The 24,614-nt window shown below is 54.8% G+C and carries 22 protein-coding genes and 2 tRNA genes; 12 read left to right on the top strand and 12 right to left on the bottom strand.

Annotated features, from left to right (window positions below; genetic code table 11):
* Window positions 1-11 precede the first annotated feature (11 nt).
* The 4 genes from Q371_RS25750 to Q371_RS12675 form a co-directional block, all read right to left on the bottom strand.
* Window positions 12-2,897, bottom strand: coding sequence for a protein kinase domain-containing protein (locus Q371_RS25750; protein WP_084571414.1), 2,886 nt, complete (start codon window positions 2,895-2,897; stop codon window positions 12-14).
* Window positions 2,898-3,142: 245 nt separating this feature from the next.
* Window positions 3,143-3,661 (bottom strand): YqgE/AlgH family protein, encoded by a 519-nt coding sequence (locus Q371_RS12685; protein WP_034341173.1) that lies wholly within the window; start codon window positions 3,659-3,661, stop codon window positions 3,143-3,145.
* Window positions 3,662-3,831: 170 nt separating this feature from the next.
* Window positions 3,832-6,279, bottom strand: a complete 2,448-nt coding sequence (gene lon / locus Q371_RS12680; RefSeq protein WP_425388040.1) for an endopeptidase La — start codon at window positions 6,277-6,279, stop codon at window positions 3,832-3,834.
* 256 nt (window positions 6,280-6,535) lie between these two features.
* Window positions 6,536-6,943, bottom strand: a complete 408-nt coding sequence (locus tag Q371_RS12675; protein WP_051964244.1) for a c-type cytochrome — start codon at window positions 6,941-6,943, stop codon at window positions 6,536-6,538.
* Between the two features lie 254 nt (window positions 6,944-7,197).
* Here Q371_RS12675 and Q371_RS12670 point away from each other — a divergent pair, with 254 nt between their 5' ends.
* Window positions 7,198-7,578, top strand: a complete 381-nt coding sequence (locus Q371_RS12670) for an acyl-CoA thioesterase (protein WP_034341171.1) — start codon at window positions 7,198-7,200, stop codon at window positions 7,576-7,578.
* Window positions 7,571-8,188 carry a histidine phosphatase family protein gene (locus tag Q371_RS12665; RefSeq protein ID WP_034341168.1) on the top strand — a complete coding sequence of 206 codons (618 nt, stop codon included), beginning with the start codon at window positions 7,571-7,573 and terminating at the stop codon, window positions 8,186-8,188. The genes Q371_RS12670 and Q371_RS12665 overlap by 8 nt, the downstream gene beginning before the upstream one ends.
* An 11-nt stretch (window positions 8,189-8,199) precedes the next feature.
* Here Q371_RS12665 and Q371_RS12660 read toward each other — a convergent pair whose 3' ends face one another.
* The gene (locus Q371_RS12660) at window positions 8,200-9,039 is read right to left on the bottom strand and encodes a hypothetical protein (protein ID WP_034341167.1); all 840 of its coding nucleotides are present in this window, start codon (window positions 9,037-9,039) and stop codon (window positions 8,200-8,202) included.
* 337 nt (window positions 9,040-9,376) lie between these two features.
* On the opposite strand from Q371_RS12660, the gene hisJ reads away from it, so the two are divergent.
* From hisJ to Q371_RS12630, 6 genes are all read left to right on the top strand, one after another.
* The gene (gene hisJ, locus Q371_RS12655; protein WP_034341263.1) at window positions 9,377-10,147 is read left to right on the top strand and encodes a histidinol-phosphatase HisJ; all 771 of its coding nucleotides are present in this window, start codon (window positions 9,377-9,379) and stop codon (window positions 10,145-10,147) included.
* 382 nt (window positions 10,148-10,529) lie between these two features.
* Window positions 10,530-12,215, top strand: coding sequence for a PHP domain-containing protein (locus tag Q371_RS12650; RefSeq protein WP_034341166.1), 1,686 nt, complete (start codon window positions 10,530-10,532; stop codon window positions 12,213-12,215).
* Between the two features lie 91 nt (window positions 12,216-12,306).
* Window positions 12,307-12,381, top strand: a tRNA-Cys gene (locus tag Q371_RS12645).
* A gap of 5 nt (window positions 12,382-12,386) precedes the next feature.
* A tRNA-Val gene (locus tag Q371_RS12640) sits at window positions 12,387-12,461 on the top strand.
* 336 nt (window positions 12,462-12,797) lie between these two features.
* Window positions 12,798-13,064 (top strand): hypothetical protein, encoded by a 267-nt coding sequence (locus Q371_RS12635; RefSeq protein ID WP_034341164.1) that lies wholly within the window; start codon window positions 12,798-12,800, stop codon window positions 13,062-13,064.
* Between the two features lie 143 nt (window positions 13,065-13,207).
* Window positions 13,208-13,597 carry a response regulator gene (locus tag Q371_RS12630; RefSeq protein WP_169743841.1) on the top strand — a complete coding sequence of 130 codons (390 nt, stop codon included), beginning with the start codon at window positions 13,208-13,210 and terminating at the stop codon, window positions 13,595-13,597.
* Here Q371_RS12630 and Q371_RS12625 read toward each other — a convergent pair.
* Window positions 13,594-13,836: a hypothetical protein gene (locus tag Q371_RS12625; protein WP_034341163.1), complete on the bottom strand. Its 243-nt coding sequence runs from the start codon at window positions 13,834-13,836 to the stop codon at window positions 13,594-13,596. The two genes, Q371_RS12630 and Q371_RS12625, sit on opposite strands and share 4 nt — an antisense overlap.
* A gap of 339 nt (window positions 13,837-14,175) precedes the next feature.
* Between Q371_RS12625 and Q371_RS12620 the strand changes: the two genes are divergently transcribed.
* The 4 genes from Q371_RS12620 to Q371_RS12605 all read left to right on the top strand — a co-directional run bounded on the left by Q371_RS12620 (window position 14,176) and on the right by Q371_RS12605 (window position 17,050).
* Window positions 14,176-14,472, top strand: a complete 297-nt coding sequence (locus tag Q371_RS12620) for a hypothetical protein (RefSeq protein WP_034341162.1) — start codon at window positions 14,176-14,178, stop codon at window positions 14,470-14,472.
* Window positions 14,473-15,263: 791 nt separating this feature from the next.
* Window positions 15,264-15,569 carry a hypothetical protein gene (locus Q371_RS12615; protein WP_034341161.1) on the top strand — a complete coding sequence of 102 codons (306 nt, stop codon included), beginning with the start codon at window positions 15,264-15,266 and terminating at the stop codon, window positions 15,567-15,569.
* Window positions 15,570-15,711: 142 nt separating this feature from the next.
* Complete coding sequence (locus Q371_RS12610; RefSeq protein WP_169743840.1) at window positions 15,712-16,491, top strand: HD-GYP domain-containing protein; 780 nt, start codon at window positions 15,712-15,714, stop codon at window positions 16,489-16,491.
* A gap of 151 nt (window positions 16,492-16,642) precedes the next feature.
* Window positions 16,643-17,050, top strand: coding sequence for a hypothetical protein (locus Q371_RS12605; protein WP_157442692.1), 408 nt, complete (start codon window positions 16,643-16,645; stop codon window positions 17,048-17,050).
* A gap of 78 nt (window positions 17,051-17,128) precedes the next feature.
* Here Q371_RS12605 and fusA (Q371_RS12600) read toward each other — a convergent pair whose 3' ends face one another.
* The 6 genes from fusA (Q371_RS12600) to Q371_RS12575 all read right to left on the bottom strand — a co-directional run bounded on the left by fusA (Q371_RS12600) (window position 17,129) and on the right by Q371_RS12575 (window position 24,489).
* On the bottom strand, window positions 17,129-19,123 hold the full coding sequence (fusA, locus tag Q371_RS12600) for an elongation factor G (RefSeq protein WP_034341157.1): 1,995 nt from the start codon (window positions 19,121-19,123) through the stop codon (window positions 17,129-17,131).
* Between the two features lie 463 nt (window positions 19,124-19,586).
* Window positions 19,587-21,662, bottom strand: a complete 2,076-nt coding sequence (gene fusA / locus Q371_RS12595; RefSeq protein WP_034341154.1) for an elongation factor G — start codon at window positions 21,660-21,662, stop codon at window positions 19,587-19,589.
* 3 nt (window positions 21,663-21,665) lie between these two features.
* Window positions 21,666-22,136: a 30S ribosomal protein S7 gene (gene rpsG / locus Q371_RS12590; protein WP_034341152.1), complete on the bottom strand. Its 471-nt coding sequence runs from the start codon at window positions 22,134-22,136 to the stop codon at window positions 21,666-21,668.
* 12 nt (window positions 22,137-22,148) lie between these two features.
* Window positions 22,149-22,553: a 30S ribosomal protein S12 gene (gene rpsL, locus Q371_RS12585; RefSeq protein WP_034341258.1), complete on the bottom strand. Its 405-nt coding sequence runs from the start codon at window positions 22,551-22,553 to the stop codon at window positions 22,149-22,151.
* 280 nt (window positions 22,554-22,833) lie between these two features.
* On the bottom strand, window positions 22,834-23,376 hold the full coding sequence (locus Q371_RS12580) for an antibiotic biosynthesis monooxygenase (RefSeq protein WP_034341256.1): 543 nt from the start codon (window positions 23,374-23,376) through the stop codon (window positions 22,834-22,836).
* 60 nt (window positions 23,377-23,436) lie between these two features.
* Window positions 23,437-24,489, bottom strand: a complete 1,053-nt coding sequence (locus Q371_RS12575) for an alpha/beta fold hydrolase (RefSeq protein ID WP_084571411.1) — start codon at window positions 24,487-24,489, stop codon at window positions 23,437-23,439.
* Between the last annotated feature and the right edge of the window lie 125 nt (window positions 24,490-24,614).

Here is a 24,614-nt window from a genome sequence, read left to right as displayed (position 1 = left end):
GAAGCAGGGGGTTACTGCGTTCCACCCTGCACAGCAGACACCCGGCCAATGCTCACAAATTGGCCGTTTTTCACTTGCAGGATCACAAAGGGTCTGTTGATGATGCCTTGCTGGTCATCGAAACGGATGCTGGAAGTCACCCCTGAGAGCGCATTTCCACCTTTAAAGGTTTGCAGGGCAGCCTGCATGTCTTCTCTGGTGGGCAGGGCACCCTCGTTTTTCTTCTGGGCATAACCGAGGGCTGAGAGCATCAGTTTCATGCTGTCGTAGGCCTGCATGGCTCTGGCGTTGGGATCTGCTCCTCCAAAAGACTTGCGGAATCTGTCCCGGAATTTGACAGCACTGGTGGTTTTGTCGGTGTGGTGGTAGAAGCTGAGGATCTTGATGCCTTCCACCTGCGTGCGGGCTTCCTGCAAGAGCTTCTGACTGTAAGCCGAGTCTCCAGAGTACAGGGGATAATTGATGCCTTCGGCTTTCAGGGCTTTGGCGATGCGGGCCACATCGGTGAACCCTCCAGCAATGAAGACACTGTCTGCTGTGCTGCCCTCTGGAATCAGGGTCTCGGGCAATCCGTTGGCCGGGTATTCCACGGACCAGATGTTGATGTCTTTCTCTCCTGCACTGGCAATGAACGATTCGTGCAAACTGTTGGAGTAGGCGTTGTCCGGGTTGTAATACACCAGCACACTCTTGCGACCCTCTTTTTGCATGAGTTGTGCCATCGCCTGAGCCTGTTGGGTGTTGGTCGGGGCCATGCGGTAGGTGTAATCGCCAATGCCGATCAGGCGGTCGTCGGTGGCAGTGGGCAGCAACTGTGGCACCATGCTGTTGTTGTAACTGGGCGCAGCATTCAAGCTCTGGCCAGAGCTGACCGGACCAATCACGCCCACCACCGCAGCATCTGCAGCAAACTCTCCGGCAACTGTGCTGGCCGTGTTGGCATCGTAATGGTCGTTGAGGATGCTGACCAGCACCGGTGGAGGGTTTTGTGCTTCACCAAGGGCTAGGGTGACCCCTTGCAGCACCGCTTCAGACACCTGCACGTTGTCTCCACTGGTCGGTACACTGATGCCGATGGTGACTGTGTCCAGGTTTTTGCGTTGCAAAGCCGCGTTCCAGCGGGTCAGGCGCACCAGAGCATCGGTCTTGTGGGTGGGAATCCAGGCATCGGCCAATTTGAGGGTGTTGCTGTAATCCCCATTCTGATAAGCCTCCAGAATGGCTTTGCGTTCAGGATTGGTGATTCCATCCAGAGGATTGATGCTGTTTTCGGACGTTGTTGGGGTGGGCGCAGGGGTGGGCGTGACCGGATTCAACTCGGGATTGGCCACCGTCAGGGTGCTGTTCAGGTCTTGCAAATCCTGCTGGGCCAGACTGGCATCTTGCTGACTGAGGAACGGTCCCACCACCACACGGTTGGTGTTGGCATCGTCCAGATACGCACGGTAACCTGCTGCATTCACCTGCTCAACCAGACGGTTGGCCTCTTCCAGAGATGACAGTTCTCCAGAGACCACCCGGTAGTCCTGAACGGTTGGAGCACGCTCGGGTTGACGGGAAGGGTCCACTGCTGGGGTTGCGGTGGGAGGTGCAGTCTGCTCTGGTTGCGTCTCTGGTGAAGGCACAGGTGTGGGATTCTCGGGCTGGGTCTGGGTTTGGGCTGGAGGGGTGGTCTGCTCCTGACGGTTCCAACCTTCCAGAAAACTGGGGTACAGGAAATAGGCAGCCACACCCACACCCACCAAACCCAATCCGCCCACCCATGCCAGACATCCGACACATCCTGCATTTTGTTGTTTGCGAGGTGCAGGCTGCGGGACAGGCTGAGGTCTGGGTTGAGGCGCAGGTTGGGGGGTCGGCTTCGGTTTGGGTTGTGGAGCAGGCTGAGGCTGGGGTTTGGGTTGAGGGGCAGGCTGAGGGTTTGGTTTCGGAGTGGGTTGAGGGGCAGGCTGAGCGGCTGCTTTGTTGCCCAGAATGGCCAGAAAAGCATCTGCGGTTTGAGGCCGCTTGACCACTTCCACTTGCATGGCTGCTTCTACAGCAGAACGCAAGGCTCTGGGCATGTTGGCAGGCAATGGAGCCAACTGGGCGCCTGTGGTTCTGGACACTGCATCTGGGGGTTGCTGCCCGGTCAGGGCGTGGTGCAACGTGGCACCCAGAGCATAAATGTCCGTGTACGGCCCGAGGGTGGCCTGCGTAGCGTACTGCTCAAGGGGCGCATAACCGGGGGTCACCAGTCGGGTGTGCTTGCTGGACTGCCCGGAAGCAAAGTTTCTGGCCGATCCGAAATCAATCAGAACCACCCGTCCGGTTTTTTCCAGATAGATGTTGTCCGGTTTGATGTCGCGGTGCAGGAGGCCGTTGCCGTGCACCACCTTGAGGGCCTCCGCGACCTCTCTGGCGGTTTTTTCCACGAGGTCCATGCTGGCCGGACCTTTTTCAAGGACTTTTCCGAGGGGTTGCCCTTCAAGGTACTCCATCACCAGATAGGCGGTGCCGTTCTCCTCGAAGATGTCCATCACCCGCACGATGGCCGGATGGTTGAAGCGGGCCACCGTCTGGGCTTCCAGAATGAAGCTTTTCTTGAGTTCCTGCCATCCTCCACCACCAAGGGTGCCAGGAGGGGCCACTGTGGTCCCCTGCCGTGCTGTGCCCTCTGGAAAGAGTTCTTTGATGGCGACTTTGGAATTGAGCACCGTGTGCGTGGCTGCATAGGTGATCCCAAATCCACCCTGACCAAGCACCCGATCAATCTTGTATTTTCCCTGCAGCATCGTCCCGGCAGCGAGTTCTGAAGTCAGAAAACGCGCCTGTCCAGAGTTGGGATTGGGCGTGCCGCAAACGGGGCAGAAGGATTTGTCATCCGGATATGTATGGGAACAGGTAATGCATCGCATAAGATGGCCGTCACCTTAAGCATACGGGAATGTGGGGGAAAAAGTTGCATTTGGGGCATGCAGAAGGTGGAAGGCAGAAAGCAGAAGGCTTTTTGGAGGGCTCGGTGGGCCTCACCCAGTTGCCGAGGGCCGAGAGCTTGAGGGTATACCTCCAGAAAATCATCAAGCAAAAATGCAGGAGCGAGGCATGCCTCGCCCTTCATCGCTTTTCTTGCCCTCAGCCCTCGGCTCTTGGCCCTCGGCAATTACGCCTTTGCCCCCCCCGGCATGATCTGTGCAGGTTCAATCCCCAGAGAGGCAATGGCTTTGCTCCAGCGTTCTTCCAGAGGCGTGTCGAAGATCAGGCTGTCGTCCATGTGGACCCACAGCCATGTACCGTCCTGACATTCCTTTTCAAGCTGTCCTGCTCCCCATCCCGAGTAACCCATGATCAGCTGGTACTCTGATCCCACGCTTTGCATCATGTGCTGAAGGATCAGGTAACTGGTGGACACACAGGTGGTGTCATTCAGGCGGATCTCCCCTTCCATGTTGGTGGGGTAACGGTAGAGGCACCAGCCAAATTTCTGGTCCACGGGACCGCCCAGCAGCACCGGGTCATCTGAGGTGCCCCCTTCCACCACGTCTGCGATGGTGGCGTTGCTCTCCTGATTGACGATCAGGCCTAGAGCCCCTTTTTCGTCGTGTTCCAGAATCAGGATCACGCTTTCCTGAAAATAATCGCCTTGCAGGTAAGGATTGGCCACCAGAAAAGTCAATTCCATAAGTGAGAACCTCCAAGCGCGAGATGGGGCCCCCTCCAGAACGTTCCCTCAGGCCGGATCTCACACATTTTGAATTGGGTCAGGATGGTGTGGAGTGTGTTCCTCTGCTTCCCAGTGTTCCACACCTCCACAAAAAGAAGGGTGAGGAATACCCCTCACCCCTTTAACCGTTACGCGCTTGCGCTCTGGTCCCTTTTGGTTTTTTTCTTGCTGGGTGTGGTTTTGCCTTCCAGGGCTTTCAGTCCGCCCACCAGAGCCACGTCGAGCACCTGATCGATGTTCTCACAGGGATGGAAGGAGATGCTGGCCCGCAGGTTGGCTGGAATGTCGGTGATGTCCCGTTCATTCATTTTGGGCAGCACGATGTGTTTGATGCCTGCCCGACGTGCTCCAAGCACTTTTTCTTTGAGGCCGCCAATGGGGAGCACCCGTCCGGTGAGGGTGATTTCTCCAGTCATGGCCACATCCCTGCGGGCAGGAATGCCGGTCAGGGCACTGACCAGACTGGTCACCATGGCCACCCCTGCGCTCGGGCCTTCTTTGGGGATGGCTCCGGCAGGAACGTGCACGTGGATTTCCGAGTTGTCCAGTTTCTCCTGGGTGATGTGGAAGCGGGTGCTGTTCTGTTTGGCGTAACTGAGGGCAGCACGGGCGCTTTCTTTCATCACTTCGCCCAGTTGACCGGTCAGCACGAGGTTGCCTTTGCCGGGCATCACACTGGTTTCCACAAAGAGGATGTCTCCACCAACGGGGGTGTAGAACATGCCTGTGGACACGCCCACAGCGTCTTCACGCGCTTCGGACTCTGGCAGGTAACGTGGGTTCCCGAGGTAACGCTCAAGCTCTTTGTCCGTCACGCGGGCGCGTTTCAGTTCTCCGCTGGCAATCCGGCGGGCCACTTTGCGCACGGCTGTTCCGATTTCGCGTTCCAGATTGCGAACTCCGGCTTCTCTGGTGTAGTGGGAAATCAGTTTTTCCAGAGCGGCATCGGTCACCTGAATCTGGGCGGGTTTCAGACCGTTTTCTTTGACCTGACGGGGCAACAGGTAACGCTTGGCAATCTCCAGTTTCTCCTGCTCGATGTAGGAGGTGAATTCAATCACTTCCATGCGGTCCAGCAAGGGGCCGGGGATTTGCTCGGGGTAGTTGGCGGTGGCAATGAACATCACTTCGGAGAGGTCAAAAGACACCCCGAGGTAGTGGTCTGTGAAGCTGTGGTTCTGGGCAGGATCCAAGACTTCCAGCAGTGCGCTGGAAGGATCTCCCTGATAGCTCTGGCCGAGTTTGTCCACCTCGTCCAGCAGGACCACAGGGTTTTTGGTTCCAGCGTTCCTGAGGCCCTGAATGATGCGTCCGGGCATGGAGCCAATGTAGGTGCGGCGGTGGCCCCGGATGTCGCTTTCGTCGCGGGCACCCCCGAGGGCAATCCGCACGTATTTGCGTCCGAGGGATTTGGCGATGCTCTGGGCAATCGAGGTTTTGCCGACACCGGGAGGTCCAGTGAACACCAGAATGGGTCCCTTGTTCACATCCGAGAGGTCAATTTCGCCTTTTTCGGCACGCTCTTTGCGAAGTTGACGCACAGCCAAAAATTCCAGCACCCGGTCTTTGACTTTCTCCAGACCGTAGTGGTCCTCAGCCATGGTTTTTTCGGCCTCTTTGAGGTTGAGCTGGTCTTCGCTGCGCACGTTCCAGGGAAGCTCGGTCATCCAGGTCAGGTAAGTGCGGATGACGGCAGCCTCTGCGGAATCGGGGTGCATGCGCTCCAGACGGTTGAGTTCCCGGTCGGCTTCTTTTTTGGCATCGTCAGGGAGGCCCAGAGCGTTGATTTTTTCGCGAAGCTGGGCCATTTCGTCCTCTTCGGAGTCTTCGCCATGCAGCTCTTTCTGGATGATTTTCATCTGCTCACGCAGGTAGTAATCGCGCTGGTTTTTGTCGATTTCTTCTTTGACCTGCTGCTGGATGCGCCTCTGGATGGCCATCAGTTCGGCTTCGCTGTCCAGCATGATCAGGACTTTGCGCACCCGTTCGGTCAGGTTGGGGGCTTCCAGCACGGCTTGTTTGTCCACGAGTTTGAAGTCCATGTTGAAGGCGATGTAATCGGCCATCACACCGGGATCTTCACGGTTGAGGATCAGTTCCACAACGTCAGGGGCAAGAAATTTGCTGCCGGGGATCATCTCTTCGAATTTGGTTCGCAGTTCGCGACCCAGAGCCTGGTATTCGGAGACTTCACCCGCGGGCACCTCGAAGGGTTTCACTTCGGCCTGAATGAACTCGGTTTTGTGGTAGGTTTGCACGGAAACACGGGTGACTGCAGAAACCAGCATTTGCACGGTGCCATCCGGGTTGCGCTTCATGCGCAGGATGTTGCAGGCGGTGCCAACGGTGTACAGGTCGTTTCCGGTGGGGTCATCGATGTCTTTGTCTTTCTGGGACACGATGAGGATGGTTTTGCTGCCCTGCATCGCCGATTCAATGGCTTTGATGCTGACTTCGCGGGCGGCGTCGATGTGCTGGACCATGGTGGGGTAAATCACAGAACCCCTGACCGGGCACACCGGGAGAATCTCTGGAATGGGCGGATTGGGAATGTCGTTCTGGTTGTCATCCGACATGTGGGGTTCCTTTCATGGCTCCTCAAGAGTATACCAAAAAGTACATAAGAAACTTGAGTCTACCTGTATCAAGTCTAGTGGCTCTTCTTCCCTGAGACAAGTCCTTCAGCCAGCCCTTTACGGGGTGAACGCTCCCGTTTCGCCTGCTTGCACCTCCATTGTGGACAGCATATCACTCTGCCCTTCGCGTGGCACCGACAAACCCATGAAAAAATGAGAGGAAACCCGAAGGCTTCCTCTCATGAAAACTTTAAGTTTATTTCTTGTCGAGGCTGTGGTTTTTCAGGTCTTCTTTTTGCAGCTCTCTGGGCTTGAAGCCGTTTTGTTGCAGCAGGTAAGCATAGATCGCTTCATACTGGTTCTGGGTCAGAGAACCCGGCTTGTTTCTGGGCATGGTGGTGGCAATCTTGTTGTAAAGATCAGCAGCAGTTTTGCCTTCACCAGACCACTTGGCCAGGAATGCATTGCCTTTGAGCACTGGAGAACGGCCATCATCTAAGGCTTTGCCGTGGCAACCTGCGCAACTGGCATTGTAAGCTGCTTCGCCTGCTTCTGCTTGTTTCTCTGTGAATGTGGGAGCACTGGAGTTGCTGCTGGATTGAGCGTAAACCCAAGTTCCTGCAGCACCCAGAGCCAATACACCGAACAACACCATTTTTTTCATGGAGCCTCCTCTTGCGCGGGTCGTACTTTAAAAAACAGTGTACTTGAACATTTAAAACTTTAAAAGAGTGGGGCAGGGAAAACCCTCATCTGGGATTGATGTTTAGCAGTGTTACAGAACTCATACAACTCTCAGAAGATGTAGTCTTTTTCCTTACATCCCGTTCAAGACCGGGTTTTCTGGATGTGAAGGGTCACTTCAAAAGGGACGCCTGCCATGGATTTAACCGGGTACAGACTTGTTATGATGCCCCTATGTCAGAAGCCCGCATGCTGGAAATCATCTTTCCTGCCAACACCAACAACCTTGGAACCGCCTTTGGGGGTTACATCCTCAGCCTGATGGACAAAGCCGCCAGCATCGCTGCCGTGCGCCACTGCCGCAAAACCGTGGTCACGGTCAGCATGGACACCGTCACCTTCCACGTGCCCATCAAAGTCGGCGATGCCGTCAACCTCTACGCACAGGTCGTCAAAGTGGGCCGCACCAGCATGCACATTCAGGTGGATGTGCACAAAGAAAACCTCGCCACAGCAGAGCAGGTGCTCGCCACCTCGGGGCGCTTTGTGTTCGTGGCTCTGGACGCTGAAGGCAAACCCACCCCGGTTCCCCCTCTGGACCACGTGCATGATTAAACTGACACTGGTCCGGCACGGCATCACGGTGCTCAACAGCACCGGACGCTGGCAGGGCCACACCGATGAACCCCTCTCAGCAGAAGGCATCCAGCAGGCCCTGAAACTGCGCAGGGTCCTGAACCCCGAGGATTACGACTCCATCGTCAGTTCTGATTTGCAACGCGCCTATCATACTGCCGAACTGGCCTTGCCCAACACCCCCATTCAAGCCGACCCGAGGCTTCGCGAGCTGCATTTTGGCGTGATGGAAGGCCGCACCCTTGAGGAAAACCAGCAGCACCCGAGCTACCTTCCCTGGAAAACCGACCCATTTGGACACAAACCCGAAGGTGGAGAAAGCTTTGAAGACCTGCTGGAACGTGCTCTGGACTGGCTCTCCGAAATTCCAGAGGACAGCAGTGTGCTGGCGTTCTCGCACAATGGGTTCATACGGGCTCTGGTGGCCCACCTGATCGGCATTCCCAAAAAAGCCCACGAACCCATGCTGCTTCCTTTTCCCCTGAACACCTGGAACACTGGAGTCACCCTGCTGCAAAAACGGCAGGACCTGTGGGTGCTGGAAAAACTGAACGACACCGGCCATCTGCTGGAACCGGTGTCGTTGTAACACAAGCAGGGTTACTGCTCTGGCAGGATTTCGACAACCAGAAGCTTGCCTTTTCCGGTCAGGTGCTCTGCGTATTCATACGGCTCTGCAAAACGCAATTGGAGGCTTCCCAGTTGGGCGGTGTGCCCGGCCTCCAGTTGCGCACCGTAATACACCACATACTTGAGAAGCGCACCCAGCACATCAAAAGCCTGCTGCCCCTCTCCAGGCTGCCCAAGCAAGGCAAAATTCGGTGAACCAAAACGCTCAAAGCCCCGACTGGCATACCAGATGCTGCCGTCTGGCTTGTGAAACTTCAGCAGGTTGGTCCAGAGCATCACTGGAAAATCCTCTTGCAAATCCTGGACTTTCAAGGTGCTGAACACCTCCTGCAACACATTCACAGGGGTGACATTGAAAGCGGTCTCATCTGCAACAGCCAGAAGACCCAGATTGCTGAACGCTGCTGCCAACTGGTAAAGGGCCAGCAGTTGCTCTCTGGCATCTTCACGGTTGCCTTCATAGGTGCAGACCAGATGGGCACGGTGGTGGTACAGACCATCCTTGACGCTCTGGGGCCAGTGGCTGAAGTGGATGGTGCGCTGCTGAAAATCACGGGGCAGGGGGGCAGGAATCCCAAAGGCACGGATCTGGTGCGGTCCAAACCGGTAAGTGCCCAGTTCGGTGCCATCCACCCGGTCAAGTTCCACATTCAGACCTGGCAAAAGGTGCCGAAGTTGCAACATCCCACGCATCAGGTCAGGAGGGGCATCAAAAAGCAGCACAATGCCCTCTCTGGTAAGAGGGGCAGGTACAGGTTCTGGCACAGCCACAGCGGCTGGTTTTTGAAAGAGTCGTTTGAAAAATCCCATTACACAAATTATACATTTCTGGTCTTCTCAACATCCGGATGCTTTCATGATGTAAAGGGGCAACGCAGCGTCGCTGTTCGGACGATGCAAGCAGAGAGAGCCATCAGCCGTCAGCAATCAGTGGTCAGCAAGAAGGAAAAGCTTCTTCTGACTTTTTGATCCTGCAAAACCCACACGAGCTTTACTGTTTTGGTCTTGCTGTTTTCAGTAGGAAAAGACTTTGGAAAGGTTTTTTGCTGAAAGCTGAGGGCTGACGGCTGAACGCTTTTTCAGTGGAGGGGCCAAACCTCAGACTTTGCGCTTCCCTGCCAAGCTGCAGGCATGGGAAAATGGCCCCATGTTTGACTCCCACATGCACACCCCCCTTTGCAAACATGCCTCTGGCAGCCCCATGGAATATGCGCAGGCCGCTCTGGACCGGGGCCTGACCGGGATTGTCTTCACCGACCACATCCCCATGCCCGAGTGGTATGACGCCCCATGGCGCATGCACCTCTCTGAACTGGACCGCTACATCGCGTGGGTTCAGGAGGCGCAGGAGGCATTCAAAGGCCAACTGGACATCCGTCTGGGTCTGGAAGGCGACTATCACCCCGGCACCGAACGGTTCGTGGAAAAAGTGCTGAACCGTCATCCCTGGGATTATGTGATCGGCAGCATCCACTACCTTGGTGCATGGGGCTTTGACAACCCAGAGTTTGCCTCCGAATACGAAGCGCGCGACCTGACCGAACTGTATCAGCAGTACTACCGTCTAACGACACAGGCCGCCCAGAGTGGCCTCTTTGACTCCATCGGCCATCTGGATTTGCCCAAAAAATTCGGACACCTGCAACCCGAGCTTTCTCTGGCCTTCGAAACACTGGACGCTGTCTCAAAAGCAGGCATGGCTCTGGATTACAACACCGCTGGATACCGCAAACCCGTTCAGGAAGCTTACCCCAGCCACAGCCTTGTTGCAGAAGCGGTCAAACGAGACATTCCCTTCGTGCTGGGCAGCGATGCCCACAAGCCTGAAGAAGTGGGGCACCGCTTTGAGGAGGCCAGAGCGGATCTGGAAAGGCTCGGGGCGAAAGTGGTGGTGTTTGAGGGGCGGAAGGCGTTTTAAAGATTTGTGTCTTGTAGGGACTTGACATGACTCACCCTGAAGCCGAGGGCCGAGGGCCGAGAGCCGAGAGCCGAGAGCCGAGAGCCGAGAGCCGAGAGCCGAGAGCCGAGAGCCGAGAGCCGAGAGCATCGTGCAACACATAGAAAAAATGTTCAAGGGGAGTTGTAGGGGCGCAGCGGACAAGGAGACCAGGACGCGGTCTCCTGTTTTGTACAAGAAGCGTGCTGCGCCCTCAAAGCTTTAGCCAAAGCTTTTCTTGCCCTCGGCTCTCGGCCCTCGGCTTTTCCTCTGCTCGCAGCCCTATGCCCTCTGCGGAGCGCAGCCCCTGCTTTTCCACCCCATCTCTCAATTCCCCCTCCTCCCCTCAACGTAAAATGACCCCATGAGCCTCAAGGACCTGATCAAAACCCTGAATTTGACGGCAGACCTGTTTGAACTGCTCGAAGAAAATGCTTTTCGCATCAACTCGTACCGTGCAGCGGCACGCAGTCTGGAAGGCATCGAAGAAAGCCTGGAAAGCCTGACTGAGAGGAAATTCAAAGGGGTGCCCAAAATCGGCAGCACCCTTGCCGTCCTGCTGGTGGAATACGCCCAGAGTGGGGTGTTTGGCCCTCTGGAGGAAGCGGCCAGTCAGGTGCCTGCTGGAGTGCTGACCCTGTTCAAAGTGCGGGGTCTGGGTCCGAAAAAGATCCGCCTGCTCTGGAACACCGGAATTGAATCTCTGGAAGACCTGCGCGAAGCCTGCGAGAATGGCGTGATCGCCACCCTGAAGGGGTTTGGAGCCAAAAGTCAGGCCAACATTCTGGAAAGCGTGGTGTTTGCCTTGCAGTCTCAGGAGCGTTTTCACCTGAGCACCGCCATGAGCATTGCAGATCTGCTTTTGCAGCATTTCAAAGACATGGCTCCCAGATTGGCAGGATCGGTGTCCAGAGGGCTGGAAACGGCAGCAGATGTGGAAATCACCATTTCTTGCAGCAAGGACAGCACCGAAGACACCCTCAAGAAGATTGCTGAAAATGTGCACCATGCCGAGGGCTATCCTGCATGGCAGGGAGAGATTCAAGGGGTGCGCATAGAGGTGGGCTACGCCGAACCCGAGGTGCGTGGTGCTCTGGACGCCACCTTCAGCGGTGCTTACTGGCGTGAAACATTGCAAGCCAGAGCCACCGAAAAAAGCATGGAGCTGTCTTCCGCAGGTCTGAAGCAAAACGGCTCTCCCCTCTTCACCCTTTCTGAAGAAGATGTGCTGGAGGCTCTGGACTTCCCGTACCTCCCCCCTGAGTACCGCGAACCCGAGCATGAAGGGCTTTCCCTGCCTGAGGCCAGTGAACTGGTCACGGTGCAGGACATCAAAGGCATGCTGCACGTCCACAGCCATTACAGCGACGGCATCCCCACCCTGAGGGACCTGATCCAGACCGTGACCGCCAATGGACACGAATACCTCGGGATGGGCGACCACTCGGTGAGTGCTTACTACGCCAGAGGCCTGTCCATCGAACGCCTGCAGGAACAGATGCAAGAAATTGATGCTCTTCGTTCTGAAGGCTTCAAAATCCTGAAAGGCTCAGAAGTGGACATCCTGCAAGATGGCACTCTGGATTACCCAGACGAGGTGCTGTCCCAACTGGATTACGTGGTGGCCAGCGTGCACAGCCACTTCACCCTGTCTGAAAAAGAACAAACCGAGCGCCTGATCAAAGCGGTCAGCCATCCCCTCATCACCATCCTTGGGCACCCGACAGGGCGTTTGTTGCTGCGTCGCCCGAGTTACGCCGTGGACCTTGATGCCGTGCTCGAAGCGGCAGCAGCCCACAACACGGTCATTGAAATCAATGCCAACGCCTACCGCCTGGACCTCGACTGGCGGGTGGCCCTGAAATGGCGTGACCGCCTGAAGTTCGCCATCAACACCGATGCCCACGTGCTCGGAGGCCTCAAGGACATCCGTTATGGGGTGGCGGTGGCACGCAAAGCGGGTCTGACCCCCCAGCACGTCATCAACACCCTGTCTTACGAAGAACTGCAAGAATTCGTGAAAAAACAACGCTCTGGACGCCAGAGCTGAACATGGTCTTGGATCAAACGGGTGGACCACCCTCCACCCGTTTGACAGAAAGCGGAACAGATGCTACTATTTTCCCTGCTAGGCCAACCCCGGCGCTGTAGCCAAGCGGTAAGGCAGAGGTCTGCAAAACCTCCATGCGGCGGTTCAAATCCGCCCAGCGCCTCCAGGAATAGACTCGTAGCTCAGGGGTAGAGCACTACCTTGACACGGTAGGGGTCAGCGGTTCAAATCCGCTCGAGTCTACCAAACCCAACCTCCAGACCAACTCTGGGGGTTTTTTCTTTTCTCCTCTACCCAAATTTGATCAAGCCCTACCTTCCGCACCAAATTGGGCTCAGCGGTTCAAATCCGCTCGAGTCTACCAAACCCAAACCTCCAGACCAAACTCTGGGGATTTTTTCTTTTCTCCTCTACCCAAATTTGATTAAACCCTACCTTCCGCACCCAATTGGGGTCAGCGGTTCAAATCCGCTCGAGTCTACCAAACCCAAACCTCCGGCCTAAACTCTGGGGGTTTTTTCTTTTCTCCTCTACCCAAACCTGCTGCCGGTTTAGCTTCATGATGCAGTGTTAACCTGATGCATGTCCTATTACTTTTACCAGGCCGCAGATGGAAGTTATTGCAACCTCGCCAGAGCCACCCGCATTTACTTCAAGATGCAGCAGGATGAAGTCGAGGATGACCAGTCAGACGATTATGTTTTGACATCAACCCCCAAAACAGGAAATGGGCTTTTTGCGCTCATTGACAACACAGAGTACATGCTGGCCGAAGGTCAGGACACAGAAACCTTGCAGATTCAACTGAGGTCCCTGATGAGCGATCTGGCCCGTGCACAATCCAGATGACTTTTCCAGCAACAAACCTTCTGAAAGCACCTCAATGGGTCTCCAGCAAAAGGATTCAGCATGTCTTGAAAATGTCTGGAATGGGACAGATCAAGCCTGTGTTTTCTGTTGTACTGGGCTCTGAAGGTCCTCTGGAGGCACCCGTGAACACCTCAAATCCCAAAGTTTTGGTCATTGAAGACGATGGCACCGTGCGCCGGATGCTGGTGCGTTTTTTGAAACTCAACGATTATGTGGTCAAAGATGCCACCGATTTTCAGGAGGCTGTGGAAACCATTGCAGAAGACCAGTGTTTTGATGTGATCCTGCTGGATGTGAATTTTCCAGGTGGAGGTGGCCTGGAATTGCTGCCTCACCTGAAAAGCCATTGTGCGGCTGCCAGTGTGATCGTGGTGTCGGCCACCGAAGACCTCGATGTGGTGCGCCGGTTGATGGAAGAAGGGGCTGCAGATTTCGTTCCCAAACCTTTTGATGTCACCCAACTGCTTGAGCACATTGAGCGACATCTGAAACCTGCAGAAACCACCCCTTAAATCCGGTTTCTGCGGTCTTCCTGAATCACACTGACGTTTTTCAGGGTGTCTTCGAGGGTATGGTCCACCATGCCGATTGCGGTCACGGCCGAACTGCGCACAAACAGCAATTCAATGCTCTCCTCTCCAATGCTGGCATTTTCCAGAGTGAACATCTGTTCTGCAAGCATTTCAGAGATGGATTTGTCCGATTCACCGATTGCGGTCATGCCGTTCAGTACCACCATCACTTTTGCCATGGTTCTAAATTAACACCTCTGCAAAAGGGATGCAAAAACCTCAGAGCCAATTCAGTTGGCCACAGTACCCTCAGAAGAGGACACCACACACGGATGTGTTGTCTTGATGCTTTTGCACTTGAACCTCATACCGAGGCCACACTCCTCTGGTTCTCCCACCTGTTTGCGGCACAGGTGGGATCTGTTTTGCCACCTTCAGGGCTTCAAAACCCACAACCTTGGTAGAAATTGTTACAGGAAAACAGCCAGACCCTTGCTTACACTGCCTTTAACCCCGAGCGCAGGCCCGTTGGTGGCTGGCTTTTCCCTCGGGGATTTTTTGCTCTATTGGAGGTTTGCATGAACATTCAAGATGCCAGGGTGCAGCTGGATCAGGTTTTCGAGCTGTTGCGTGACCCTGACTTTGACCTTTTCAAACATGGCCGTCTCAATGAGACTCTGGAGCAGTTGCAGCGCCTGACCCGTGATCCGGACAGCATTCAAGAATTCCGTCACCTGACATATGCCGAGATGAAAGGCCACCGTGCAGAGCTGCTGGAGAGGCTGCAACCGGTGCCTGAACTGCTGGACCAGAACCGTTTGCAAGATGCTGTGGGTGTGATTCGCTCTGGTCTGCGTGTGCTGGAAATTCCTTGACCCAAACGACATGTTTTCCTCTTGCCCCCATCAAACTCAGCACCGCTTCAGTTGCCTCAGTTAGGATGCTGGATACAAAATTGCAGGAGGTGCTGATGTTGTTGTCCATTGTCATTTCATTGTTGCTGGGTCTTCTGGCATACATTTTGATTTCAGCCCTTGACCGTGATTTCAAAAAACCCAGAGGCTCAAAAGATTCTCGAATGTGAATGATCTGCAAATGAATAAAAGCAAAACCCAGGTCTTTTCAAGCACCCATCTGTTTCAGACAGATGGGTTTTTTTAAGGTCCAAAGCAAGCTTTTTTTCAAGTCCACAGAAAACTCATTTTGCTCAAAAAAGGCTTCATGTTGAGGTTAAACAGTGAGAATTCGTCCGAAACACCACATGAAAATCTTTCATGATGAAACCATCCCTTTTTTCTTCTCCCATTGGAGGTGTCATGCGAAAATACATGCTCTGGTTGTGGCGTCATACCCGTCCTCACAACAAATGGCGAAAACATCGCTAGGGAGGTGATCCTGATCTCGCAGCCATGCGTCAAATGGCAACAACTGGGCATGCAACTGAAGCCATGCACCTGACATTGAATTCAAGCCTGTCCGTCACGTGTCTGGAGGTGTCCTTCAGACACTTTTTCTCTGGAAGACATCCTTTTAAACCTGGTACAAACACGGGCTCAATTTGATCTTTTGTTTAAAATTCACGCATTTGTAACCCCATCCAGCCCAGTTCGGCCCTCAAACCTTGGAAACTGAAGTGAAACTGAATATTGATGTGCTACCCTGAATCATGGACTATAAGCGTGCACTCCAGGAACTGGATGCCATCAGTCGGGAGGTCGATCAAGACACCCGCTATTTGCGCAGCCACCGTTCGTTCAAAGAGTTCTTCAACCCCAACATGGAAGCAGGGCTGGACACCGAATGCGGTTTCATCCAGTCTGCCCGAACCATGATTCTCAAAGCTTCCAGTGGCGAAAAAGTCGATGAGGATCAGGCCAGAAAACTGCTGGAACGGGCCGAAGCCCACAAAGAATACGTCAAACAGTGGATCCTCATGATCGAAACCATCTGTGGCAAACGCCAGCTCAACTGAATCAAACTGCAATGATGCCCCCGGAGATGTCCGGGGTATTTTTTTGGACCGGGTGTCGGATTGTTGCTGCATTTAGGCAACTTTACTCAGCTTCACTTCAGGAAGGTAACATCAAAGTAACTTTTTGTGTTGTGGGGGCTGTGTGTTCAAGCGACGTGTGCTTTCAGTGCAATGTGTGTTGTGGGGAATGGTCAGCCTTTTGACAGGCTGGGTGTTGATCCACCTTCTGACTTCGTGGGGGATCCCGGGACAACTCCTGTGGGCCCTGTTCGTGAATGCAGGATTGCTGCTGCTTGCCCGGCCTGCGGCCATGCCCACCGCCCAGAGGGACCTCTGTGAAGCTGCTGTGCAGGGCTGGGCCAGAGCCCTGCAGATGGGAAATCCTGCAGCCCTTGAACACAGCCAGCGCACCATGCTGCTTGCAGAATGGCTCGGGCGTGAACTGCACCTCAATGAAACCGACCTGCAATACTTGCGCTGGGGAGCCCTGCTGCACGACATTGGCAAACTCGCCATTCCACAGAACATCCTCTGCAAACCCATGCACCTTTCCGAAGAAGAATTCCAGGTGATGCAAAAACACACCGAGTATGGCTTGACCTGGATGGAAACATTGGAGTTTTTGGGACCTGCCCGAGAAGTGATCCATTGCCACCACGAAAAGTGGGATGGCAGCGGCTATCCCCTGAAACTCAAACACAAAGACATCCCTTACCTTGCCCGGGTGTTCACTCTGGTGGACGTTTACGATGCTTTGACCAGCCACCGTCCTTACCGGGCCGCTTTGCCCCACGATGAAGCCCTCCGCATCATTCAGGAAAGGGTGGGCAGCCACTTTGATCCAGAGATTGCAGGTGTCTTTCTGAGCAAAATAAATGAGCAGAATAAAATTGCACGGGCCTGCGATCCAGGCCCGTGCTGATGTGCTCCAATAAGAGACATGCGCAAAGAGGTATCTGAAGTGTAGCACTGGACAACTGACACGAACCTTAAACCGTTTGATTTAAAACTTTTCACATTCACCAACAACACAAGAGCTTGTTATCAAGGTTACATTTTTGTACATTGGAGCCATGATCAATCGTTCCATTCAACCTTCCAAATTGAGCTGGGTCACTGTCAACCTGTACATTTATCTGGCCATCAGCATCCTGATGGTTTTCCTTTCACTGGCAGGCGGAGCTTTTTTTGGTGCTCTGGTCAATTCTGCTGCAGAAACCACAGACGACAACATTGTGGGCACCATTCTGGCCTTTGTGTTTGGCATCGGTGGCGTGATCTTCTTCGGAATCGCTGCTGTGCTTCACGGCATTGCAGCCCGTGGAATGGCACAGGGCAAACGCTGGGGATGGATCCTCAGCATGGTCCTGATGGTGCTGAATGTGATCAGTTACATCGGTACCCTTCTGCTGGCCATTCCTGCGGTGCTGGGTCTGGTGGGCTTGCTGGACCGGGATGTGCAGGACTACGCCAAAAACTGAACCCTTTCCCACAACAAAATCAAACTGCAAAATCAACTGCAAAATCAAAACTCCCGAAATGATTCGGGAGTTTTTCATTCAGCCGGGAACCGCACAAGCACGGTAATGCCCGAGGGTCATGCTGGCCTGTCCACGCCCCTGTGTCAGGGACCTCAAACGGGTGGTGTACTGGAACAGTTCAGACAGGGGCACCAGAGCTTCAATGCGTTGCAGGTTGCCTGCAGAAGAAAGACCCTGCACCACTCCCCTTCTGGCCTGCACATCTGAAAGCACATCGCCTGTGAACCCCACAGGAACCGCAATTTCCAGACGCATGATCGGTTCCATGACCACGGTTTGGGCTTTCTGCATGGCCTCTTTGAGGGCATCGTGACCTGCAGTGGTGAAACTGGCTTCATTGGAATCGGTGCTGTGGATCTTGCCATCCAGCACGGTGATTTTGAGGTCGGTCACAGGGAAGCCTTGCAATCCTGCTCCCAGAGCCTGTCTTGCCCCTTTCTCGATGGCTGGAATGAACATTCTGGGAATGCTGCCTCCCACCGTCTGGTTTTCGAACACCACACCCGATCCCTCTGGCAGAGGTTGCAGGTGGAGCACCACATGGGCGTACTGCCCTTTTCCTCCTGTTTGCTTCTTGTGGGTGTAAGCCAGTTCAATGGCCTGCTGGAAGGTTTCACGGTAAGCCACTTGCGGGGCAGTGGTGCGAATCTCAAGCCCGGTTTCACGGATCAAACGTTCCAGAGTCACCTCAAGGTGCAATTCGCCCATGCCAGAGAGGGTCAACCTTCCCGTGTTCTGGTCGGTTCCCACATGCAAGGTGGGGTCTTCCTGTGTGATCCTGAGGAGGGCTGCAGAGAGCCTGTCTTGCTCTTGAGGATGGGCGGTTTCCAGAGCAACTGTGATCACCGGATCAGGAACGTGCAGGGTTTCCAGCAGGTGAGGGGTGGTTTCATCGGTCAGGGTTTGTCCGGTCAGGGTGTACCTGAGACCCCGGATGGCCCCAATCTCTCCGGCTTGCAATGCTTGCACCTCGATTTCCTGATGGGCTTGCAGTTTCACCAGACGGTTGATGCGCTCGCGGGTTTCGGTGCTGGCATTCCAGACGTGTTCTCCTGCTTTGAGGGTTCCTGAATAGACCCGCACAAAAGTCAGTTTCCCGAACCTGTCGGTCACCACTTTGAAGGCCAGAGCACTCAGGGCGTCCAGAGGCACATTTTCAGGCAGCACACGGTCCTCTGGGGCAGGCAAGAAGTCCACAATGGCATCCAGCAACATGGGCATGCCTTTGCCTTTCAGGGCACTTCCACACAGCACAGGAAAAGCCTTTTGTTGCAAAGTCACTTCGCGGATGGCCTGTCTCATCACATCGGTCTGCACGTCCAGACCCAGCAAATATGCCTCCATGATGCCTTCGTGCACTTCTGCAAGGGCTTCGATCAGGCTCTGGCGGGCATCTTGCGCCCATTCAGGCAACTGGGCTGGCAAAACCTGCAATCCATCAAAATGGCATGCCTGTTGTTCCAGCACATCCACCACACCCACAAAATCCGTTCCATCAAAGAGGGGTTGCTGAACAGGCAACGGCAGAACCCCGAGCTTCTCTTGCATGTCTTGCAGCACCCTCTGGAAGTCTGCACCCACCTTGTCCATTTTGTTGATGAACACGATGCGGGCCACACCATAACGCTCAGCCTGACGCCAGATGGTTTCCGATTGCGGCTCCACACCCTGAGAGGCATCAAGCACCGCAACAGCACCGTCCAGCACACGCATGGAGCGCTCCACCTCGATGGTGAAATCCACGTGACCGGGCGTGTCGATGATGTTCAGCTTGAAGGTCTCTCCTGAGCGTTCCCATGAAGTCTCAATGGCCGCAGCAGCAATGGTGATGCCTCTGGCTTTTTCTTCAGGCAAATGGTCTGTGGTGGTGTTCCCATCATCGACATTGCCCAAGCGGTGGGTCATGCCAGTGAGGAACAGAATGCGTTCGGTGGTGGTGGTTTTGCCTGCATCGATGTGCGCAGCAATGCCAATGTTGCGAAGTTTGCGGATGTTTTCTTGATGAAGGGTCATGAGACTTTCCTTTCTCGGGCTTGCACAGCACAAGAAACCTCAAGTCCTTCTTTTGGTGATCCATCAACATCATTCAACGGTCCATGATTTCAACATCGGCATTTTATTTTCAAAATGCCATGTTTGATGTTTTCCTGCACCGAATTGAAAGTGATGGCTCAAAAAAAGAGGACTGCTCTGGTTGTGTGCCTCCAGGAGCAGTCCTCTTGAAATTCAGAGGGGGTTAAAGCCTGAAACGATGCCAAAAGCATTTTCCAGAGCTTTTTTGCTCCTGGAGGCGGTATATTGAGGTTTCGTCCACCATGCTTTTGCACCTTTCCAGCTTTTTCAGCTGAGATTGAACAGCTTCGCTGTCCTGAACCAAATTAGCAGATGATTTTGGGAAATGCAATGGTTGTTTGCTCGGGGTTAAATGCAAAAGAAAAACCCACCCCGAAGGGTGGGTTTCAAGCATCAACAGGAATTACTTCTTGATGAGCTGGTTGACGATGTTGGTGGGGGTGGTGGCGTAGTGATCGAAGAACATGCTGTAAGAAGCACGTCCCTGGGTCATGGAACGCATGTCGGTGGCGTAACCGAACATTTCAGAGAGGGGCACGAAGGCCTTCACGATTTGTGCGTTGCCACGGGCTTCCATGCCCTGGATCTGGCCACGGCGGCTGTTCAGGTCGCCGATGATGTCACCCATGTACTCGTCAGGCACGGTCACTTCTACGCGCATGACGGGCTCCAGAATGGCAGGTGCACCTTTCTGGACGGCCTCTTTGAGGGCCATGGATCCTGCAATCTTAAAGGCCATTTCGCTGGAGTCCACTTCGTGGTAGCTTCCGTCGTAGATGGTCACTTTCATGTCCACCACGGGCATGCCAAGGAGGGGACCGGACTGCATGGCTTCTTCGATGCCCTTCTGGGCTGGGCCGATGTACTCTTTGGGCACGGTTCCGCCCACCACACCGTTTTCGAACTGGAAGCCAGTGCCGGGGGGGAGGGGCTCGGCCTTGATCTTGACGTGACCGTACTGACCACGACCACCGGACTGACGCACGAATTTGCCTTCGACGTCAACGGGTTTGGTGATGGTTTCACGGTAAGCCACTTGAGGAGCACCCACGTTGGCGTCCACTTTGTGTTCACGCTTCAGACGGTCCACCAGAATCTCGAGGTGAAGCTCACCCATTCCGGCGATGGTGGTCTGACCGCTCTCGGGGTCGGTGGCCACGCGGAAGGTGGGGTCTTCTTCGGCGAGTTTGGAGAGACCAATGCCCATGCGCTCCTGGTCGGCCTTGGTTTTGGGCTCGATGGCCAGGGTGATCACGGGATCTGGAATTTCGATGCTTTCCAGAGCCACGAAATCGTCGTCTTCACCGATCAGGGTGTTGCCGGTTCCGGCGTCTTTCAGACCGATGACGGCTCCGAGTTCTCCAGCTTTGAGCTCTTGAACTTCTTCACGCTGGTTGGCGTGCATCTTCAGCAGACGACCGACACGCTCGCGCTTGCCTTTGGTGGTGTTCTGCACGTAAGAACCGGACTTCATGGTGCCCGAGTAGATGCGCACGAAGGTCAGACGGCCCACGTAGGGGTCGGACATGATTTTGAACGCCAGAGCAGCCAGTTCGCCCTTGTCGTCGGCGGGGAACGCTTTGGTTCCGCCGTCGTCGGTGGTGCCTTTGATGGCAGGCACTTCGAGGGGGCTGGGCAGATAATCGATCACGGCGTCCAGCAGAAGTTGCACACCTTTGTTTTTCAGGGCGCTTCCGCAGAGCACAGGGAAGATTTTCTGGGCGATGGTGCCTCTGCGCAGGGCAGCGACCAGTTCCTCGACGGTGGGTTCTTCCCCTTCGAGGTACTTGTTCATCACGTCTTCGTCGACTTCGGCGGCAGCTTCGATCAGCTGGGCGCGCATCTCTTCCACTTTGCCAAGGAACTGCTCAGGAATGTCATGCTCCTGAATGTCGGTTCCGAGGTCGTTGGTGTAGGTGTAAGCACGCTGGCGAACCAGATCAATGATGCCTTTGAAGTCGCTCTCTTCACCCATGGGGTACTGAACGGGTGCAGGAATGGCTCCAAGACGCTCTCTGATGTCTTTGATCACCAGTTCAAAGCTGGCTCCGGTCTTGTCCATCTTGTTGGCGAACGCGATGCGGGGAACCCCGTAACGGTCGGCCTGACGCCAGACGGTTTCAGACTGGGGCTCCACGCCTTGGCTGGAGTCGAACACGGCAACTGCACCGTCCAGCACGCGCATGGAACGCTCCACTTCGATGGTGAAGTCCACGTGGCCGGGGGTGTCAATGATGTTGACGGTGTAGTCCTTGCCGAAACGCTCCCAGTGGGCAGTGGTGGCAGCAGCGGTGATGGTGATGCCACGCTCGCGCTCTTGGGCCATCCAGTCCATGGTTGCAGCACCGTCGTGCACTTCACCGATGTTGTGGGTGCGGCCGGTGTAGTACAGGATGCGCTCGGTGGTGGTGGTTTTACCAGCGTCGATGTGCGCGGCAATTCCGATGTTGCGGAAATCGTTCAGGTATTCGTTAGCCATGGATTACCACCTGTAGTGGGCGTAAGCGCGGTTGGCTTCGGCCATGCGCTCCACGTCGTCTTTCTTCTTGATGGCGCCACCACGGCCCTGTGCAGCGTCCAGGATTTCTCCGGCAACGCGCTCAATGGCGGTGCGCTCAGGACGGCTGTCGCTGGCGAGGATCATCCAGCGGATGGCCAGGCTCTGGGCGCGACGGGCGCTCACTTCGACGGGCACCTGGTAGGTGGATCCGCCGACGCGGCGGGAGCGGACTTCCACGCGGGGCTTGACATTGTCATAAGCCTGCATGAAAACCTTCAGGGGCTCTTGGCCGGTGCGCTCTTGGATCAGACGGCAGGCTCCGTAGAAAATACGGCTTGCCAGGTTCTTTTTGCCATCACGCATGAGTTTGTTGATCATGGAGCTCACCAGAGTGCTCTGGTACACCAGATCGGGTTGTACTTCGCGTACTTCTGCTCTACGACGTCTTGCCATGTCCTAAACCCCTTACTTCTTCTTCCCAGCGGCGGCGGCTTGGCCGGGCTTGGGACGCTTCGCGCCGTATTTGGAACGGCTCTGCTTACGGTCTTTCACACCTGCGGTGTCCAAGGAACCACGGACGATGTGGTAACGCACACCTGGCAAGTCTTTTACACGTCCGCCGCGGATCAGAACCACGGAGTGCTCTTGCAGGTTGTGGCCTTCACCGGGGATGTAAGCAGTGACTTCGAAGCCGCTGGTCAGACGCACACGGGCAATCTTACGCAGAGCGGAGTTGGGCTTTTTGGGGGTGGTGGTTTTCACAACGGTGCACACACCACGGCGGAAGGGGCTGCTTTTCAGCGCAGGCACTTTGCTTTTCTTCTTCAGAACAGCGCGACCTTTGCGGAGAAGTTGGTTAACGGTTGGCAGTGTAATCACTCCCTTTGAGTGGGATTTTTGTGGCCCACTAAAGAATTTCAGCTTTGTTTCTAACTCCCACTCGGGAATTGCAACTTTGCTAGTGTACCCCATAGATGCAGATGATGCAAGGGGATGGGGGTGCTCTTTGCCCTACAGAACACCAAAAAGTTAAATGTGCTTAGCCGTCTTGACATTTTTATATTGAATATGCTTCACATGCTTGACAACCCAAAAAAAGGAGCACCTGGTCAAAAGGGCGCTCCACAAACACTTCACTCTGTGACCACCTTCAGCGGGTGAGCCACACCCTCAACCATTTGTTGATGTTGGGCATCACCACATAGGTCATCAGGACCACCACAATCACCGAACTGAAAAACTGTCTCACCAGAAAAGGCATTCCAGAGAACCAATGGGGTGAGATGTACGACATGGCCAGACTGAGGGGAAACAGACCCAGCATGACTGCCACCACCTGTTTGTGTTGGGGTGGAGTTTTGAGGATGGGCGCGGTTGCCGGGGTGAACCAGTACTCCAAACCCGGAATGATGTTGACCCTGGGCTCGCCTTGCAACAAAGGCTCTGAACGGTCCAACCACTCCTGGCGTTCAGGGGACTCCTGCCAGTTCTTGAAGTTGTCGTACGAGTCAAAGCGCACGATCATGGTGTACTCGGGGGCAGATCCATCCACAGGGCGAATCACATTCAACCCGAGGTGTCCTGGATACTTCTGGGCGATCTTGCCAAAAGCATTGACCCACGCTTCAAAGTCTGGAATGCGGTCTGGTTTGACAAGTCTGGATACGGAAAAGGTCACTGCGCCCTCTTGCATGCAGACATTGTAGTGCACGTGCTCGCATGCAAAAGTGCGGATGTCCTGAAGAACCAGAGGTCAAGAGGTCTGCACAGCAGTGTTTTCTGAATCAGCAGCTTTTTTGGCGGGCTTGGGAGGGGTCCAGCCTTCCAGCAGGAATTTCTGCATTTCACGGATGGCCTGCACCACCACTTCAGGCTGGTCCATGATCACCTGATGCCCACTCTTTTTCGCCACCATCATGCGAGAATTGCTGGACAGTTTCATGAGTCTTTCCTGGGCCTCAATCATCATTTTTTCGGTTTCTTTGAGCATCTCGGGGGCGGTGTCCGAAACCTCTTTTCCATGACGGATCACGATCAAAGGTTTTTCCCCGAGGCTGCTCTCCTGTTCTGCCGCCTCCACGCAATCTGCAACGATGGAAAGCTCGGTCAGGTAGGTGCGGGCCGATTTGCGCAGAAAGAACATGTTGAAAAGGGCCAGTTTGGTGCGCCATGGAATGTCCTTGAGGGGTTTGAGCATCATGGGGTGCAGTAAATTGAGCTGGGCAATCCAGAGCGGGAAGCCCATTTTCAACAGGGTGTTGCGGACTCTGGCTTTGCGGTTGTGTTTCTCGAAGCCTTTTTTGCCCTTCCAGAGGGTGGCAGAATCCACCAGAATCACTCCGGCCACTTCATCGGGGTACTTCTGGGTGAACAGGCGGTTGACCACCCCTCCAAACGAGTGACCCACCAGAATGTAAGGTGGCTGGATGTTGGCTTCTTTTAATAAAGTGTGCAGTTCTTCCACGAGGCACTCGATGGAGCAAACCTCGGTGCGGTTGTCGCTCCAGCCGTATCCTGCACGGTCATAACTGACCACAGGGGCAAATTTGGCCACAATCGGAGCCACTGCGGTCCAGTAAGGGGTGCTGCCGCCCATTCCGGCTTCCAGAATCACGGTGGGGGTCTCGGTGCTCTGGACTGGTCCGGTCATGTGGTAGTGGATCTTGTACCCACCCACATCCACACGCTTGCCGGGCATGAACCATTTGCGGGCCAGAGGTGTGTTGTGAAAAAGCTGGTAAAGGTGGTTGATGCCCATCAGGTACAGCAATGATTTCAGTGATTTCGGGAGTCGTGGGATCCGCATATGGGCATGATAAGGCGTTTGGTAGGGGGAAAACAGTGGGTTAATCTTCAGGTTTGATTGAACGTAGGGTTTTGCCGAGAGCCGAGAGCGAGAGCATCATGCACTTCGTGATTGGACAGATCAAG

This window comes from Deinococcus misasensis DSM 22328, from assembly GCF_000745915.1.
GTDB classification, from domain to species: Bacteria; Deinococcota; Deinococci; order Deinococcales; family Deinococcaceae; genus Deinococcus_C; species Deinococcus_C misasensis.
This window is presented reverse-complemented; position numbering and strand designations above follow the sequence as displayed.